A 4,459-nucleotide genomic window follows, 5' to 3' on the forward strand; every position below is an offset into this window, starting at 1 on the left:
GTGCTCAACGCCCTGGCGGGCGGGTTCATCGACGCCTCGCTGGACCTGCTGCCGCGCGGCGGACGGTTCATCGAGATGGGCAAGGCCGACCTCCGCGACGCGGGCCGGGTCGCCCACGACCACCCCGGTGTCCGCTACCGGTCGTACGACCTGTTCGAGGCGGGCCCGGACCGGATCCAGGAGATGCTGTCCGAGGTCGTGTCCCTGTTCGACAAGGGGGTGCTGGAGCACGCGCCGATCCGGACGTGGGACGTACGCCGCGGCGCGGACGCGTTCCGCTTCCTGCGCGAAGGCCGCAACACCGGCAAGGTCGTCCTCACGGTCCCGGCTCCGCTGGACCCGGACGGCACGGTCCTCATCACCGGCGGTACGGGTGGCCTGGGCGCGGTGTTCGCCGAACACCTCGTCCGGCAGTACGGAGCCAGGCACCTGCTCCTCGTCAGCCGGCGCGGTCCCGCCGCCGACGGCGTACCGGAACTGCAGGCCGCACTGGAGGCCTTGGGCGCGCAGGTGCGGGTGGCGGCGTGTGACGTCGCCGATCGCGCCGGGCTCGCGCAACTGATCGGCTCGCTGGAGCAGCCGCTCACCGCGGTCATCCACACGGCGGGCGTCCTGGACGACGGGGTGATCGAGTCCCTGACCCCGGCACAGGTGGAGCGGGTGATGCGGCCGAAGATCGACGCGGCCCTGCACCTGCACGAGCTGACGGCGGACATGGACCTGTCGGCGTTCGTCCTCTTCTCCTCGGTCGCTGCCCTGATCGGTAGCCCCGGCCAGGCGAACTACGCGGCCGCCAACTCCACCCTGGACGCCTTGGCCGCACACCGCCGGGATGCGGGCCTGCCGGCCCTCTCCCTGGCATGGGGCCTGTGGGCAGAAGCCCGCAGCATGGCCGGGACGCTCGACGAAGGAAGCATGACGCGCTGGTCCCGGATGGGCATCGAGCCCCTGTCCAACGAACTCGGCCTGTCGTTGTACGACTCCGCCCAACTGCTCGACACGGCCGTACCGGTGCCGGTGCGGCTGAACTCCGGAGTCCTGTACACCCAGGCGCAGTCCGGCACGCTGCCCGGCCTGATGCGCGGACTCGTCCGCGAACCCGCCCGGCGCACCGAATCGGCCGGCGGCTCGCTGGCCGAACAGCTCGCGGGGATTCCCGAAGGCGATCGGACGCGGGCCGTCCAGGAACTCGTGCGGACGCACGTGGCAGCAGTACTCGGCCACGCGTCAGCGTCCGTGATCGACGCCGACCACTCCTTCAAGGAGATCGGACTGGACTCACTGGCCGCCGTCGAGCTGCGCAACCGCCTCACCAAAGCCACCGGCCTGCGGCTGCCGACCACGCTGGTCTTCGACCACCCGACTCCGGTGGCCGTCGCCCGGCTTCTCGAAGAGCGCGTGGGCGGACAACAGGCAGACAAACCATCCCCGTTGGACGAGGCGCTCAAGCAGATGGAGTCGTTGCTGGCATCAGGGGACGGGAAGGAACTGGTCGCCTACGAGCTGCGCCTTCGCTCCCTCGGCAACCGCCTGCGGTCACTCCTGAGCGGCATGGACGGCGACCTGGACGACGCGCTCATCGAGGGTGTCGACGACTTCGACGAAGTGTCCGACGACGAGATTTTCGACTTGATCGACAAAGAGATCGGAATGGCATGAACCAGGCCGCGGGGGAAGAAACACGGAGCGGCTCGACGGTGGACGAGCAGAAGCTGCGCCTCTACCTACGGAAGGTGACGGGCGAGCTGCGCACGGCCAATCGGCGGATCCGGGACCTGGAACAGCGCGACGTCGAGCCGTTGGCGATCGTGGGCATGGCGTGCCGGTATCCGGGTGGGGTGACGTCGCCGGAGGAGCTGTGGCAGTTGGTGGCGCAGGGCCGGGACGCGATCTCGGGCCTGCCGACCGACCGCGGCTGGGACCTGGAACGCCTCTACGACACCGACCCTGACCAGGCCGGGACCGTGTACACGCGGGGCGGCGGCTTCCTCGACGAACCCGGTGCCTTCGACGCGGGGTTCTTCGGGATCAGCCCCCGCGAGGCACTGGCGATGGACCCGCACCAGCGGCTGCTGCTGGAAGCGGCATGGGCGGCGCTGGAGGACGCGGGGATCGACCCGACGTCGCTGCGCGGCAGCGACACCGGCGTCTTCGCCGGTGTGGTGCCGATGGACTACAGCCTGACGATGCCGCCGGAGCTGGAGGGTTTCCGTCTGACGGGGACGACGACGAGTGTGGTGTCGGGCCGGATCGCGTACAGCCTCGGTTTCGAGGGCCCTGCGGTGACGGTGGACACGGCGTGTTCCTCGTCGCTGGTGGCGATGCATCTGGCGTCGCAGGCGCTGCGTTCGGGTGAGTGCTCGCTGGCCCTGGTCGGTGGTGTGACGGTGATGGCGGGGCCGTTCCTGTTGCAGGAGTTCAGCCGTCAGCGGGGTCTGGCGGAGGACGGCCGTTGCAAGTCGTACGCGGGCGCCGCGGACGGCACGGGCTTCTCCGACGGCGTCGGCCTGATCGCGCTGGAGCGGTTGTCGGAGGCGCGGCGCAACGGGCACAAGGTGCTGGCTGTGATCCGGGGCAGTGCGATCAACCAGGACGGTGCGAGCAACGGTCTGACGGCTCCGAACGGGCCTTCGCAGGAGCGTGTCATCCGTCAGGCCCTGGCGAGTGCGGGGCTGTCGCCTGCCGATGTGGACGCTGTGGAGGGTCACGGGACGGGTACGCGTCTGGGTGGCTGGGTTCGATCAAGTCGAACATCGGTCATACGTCGGCTGCGGCTGGTGTGGCTGGTGTGATCAAGATGGTGAAGGCGATGCAGCACGGTGTGCTGCCGCAGACGCTGAACGTGGACGAGCCTTCGCCGCACATCGACTGGACGGCGGGCGAGGTCGAGCTCCTGACGCAGGCCACGCAGTGGCCCGCGTCGGCTGATCGGCCGCGTCGTGCGGGTGTGTCGTCGTTCGGTGTGAGCGGGACGAACGCCCACCTCATCCTGGAGGAGGCGCCGGCCGAGGAGCCGGTCGCCGCCTCGGTGCCGTCCACCCACCGTCCGCCGGTGGTGCCGGTGGTGGTGTCGGGTAAGAGTGCGGAGGCGTTGGCTGCGCAGGCGGGGCGGCTGCGGTCGCATCTGCTGGAGCGTCCGGAGCTCGACGTGGTGGACGTGGCGTTCTCCGCGGTCACGTCGCGGGCGCAGTTCGACCAGCGCGCCTCGGTGGTGGCATCTGATCGTGAAGGTCTGCTGGCGGGCCTGGGTGCGCTGGCCGAGGAGCAGGACCGTGCCGGGCTGGTGTCAGGGAAGACCGGGTTCCTCTTCACGGGTCAGGGCGCGCAGCGTGCGGGGATGGGTGCGGGTCTGGCTCAGGCCTATCCGGTGTTCGCCGAGGCGTTGGATGAGGTCTGCGGCTACCTGGATGGGCTGTTGGGCCGGTCGTTGAAGGAGCTGTTGTTCGCGGCGGAGGGTTCGCCGGAGGCTGGGCTTCTGGACCGGACGGAGTTCACGCAGCCTGCGCTGTTCGCGGTTGAGGTGGCGCTGTTCCGTCTGCTGGAATCGCTGGGCATCCGGGCGGATGTCCTGGTCGGGCATTCGGTCGGTGAACTGGCCTGCGCTCATGTGGCGGGGGTTCTGTCGCTGGAGGATGCGTGCCGGCTGGTGGCCGCGCGTGGCCGCTTGATGGGTGCGCTGCCTGCAGGTGGCGGGATGGTCGCTGTTCAGGCGACCGAGGTTGAGGTCGCGGAGTCGCTGGCCGGGTTCGAGGGGCGTCTGTCGGTCGCTGCGGTGAACGGTCCGCTGGCCGTGGTCGTCTCGGGTGCTGTGGAGGCGCTCGAGGAATGGCTGCCCGCCTGGGTCGAGTTGGGGCGCAAGACCTCGCGTCTGCGGGTCAGCCATGCTTTCCACTCGCCGCTGATGGAGCCGATGCTCGACGAGTTCCGTGCGATCGCCGAGGGGCTGACGTTTCACGAGCCGCAGGTGGCGGTGGTGTCGAACCTGACCGGTGGTCTGGTGTCCGCCGAGCTGACCGACCCTGCCTACTGGGTCTCCCACGTACGAGAGGCGGTCCGCTTCGCGGACGGTGCCCGGACGCTGGCCGATGAGGGTGTGACCCGGTTCGTCGAGGTCGGCCCGGACGCCGTCCTCACCGCGATGGCCCAGCAGACCCTCGACACCGAAGGTTCGGTGTTCGTCCCGGTGCTGCGTGGCCGTACCCCGGAGGCGGAGGCGTTCGCCGGTTTTCTGGGCCACGCGCATGTCGCCGGGCTGCCGGTGGACTGGGCTGCGTTCTACGCGGGCTCCGGCGCGCAGCGCGTCGAGCTGCCGACGTACGCCTTCCAGCGCGAGCGGTACTGGCTCGACCAGTGCGTCGGTTCCGGCGATCCGGCCGCGGCCGGGCTCGGCCGGATGGATCACCCGATCCTGAGCGCGGCGGTTCCGGTCGGGGACCGGGACGAGTGGGTGTTCACCGGT

General features: G+C 70.1%; 1 protein-coding gene and 1 pseudogene. Both read left to right on the forward strand.

The window, feature by feature from the left end; all coding sequences use genetic code 11:
- A partial coding sequence (locus IO30_RS46205; RefSeq protein ID WP_037896026.1) for an SDR family NAD(P)-dependent oxidoreductase occupies positions 1 to 1,659 on the forward strand: 1,659 nt, incomplete at its 5' end.
- Positions 1,656 to 4,459 (forward strand): annotated as a pseudogene (locus IO30_RS44100) (type I polyketide synthase); the annotation flags it as partial. The gene IO30_RS46205 and the pseudogene IO30_RS44100, both read left to right, overlap by 4 nt.

This window comes from Streptomyces xanthophaeus (genome assembly GCF_000725805.1).
Taxonomy (GTDB): Bacteria; Actinomycetota; Actinomycetes; order Streptomycetales; family Streptomycetaceae; genus Streptomyces; species Streptomyces xanthophaeus.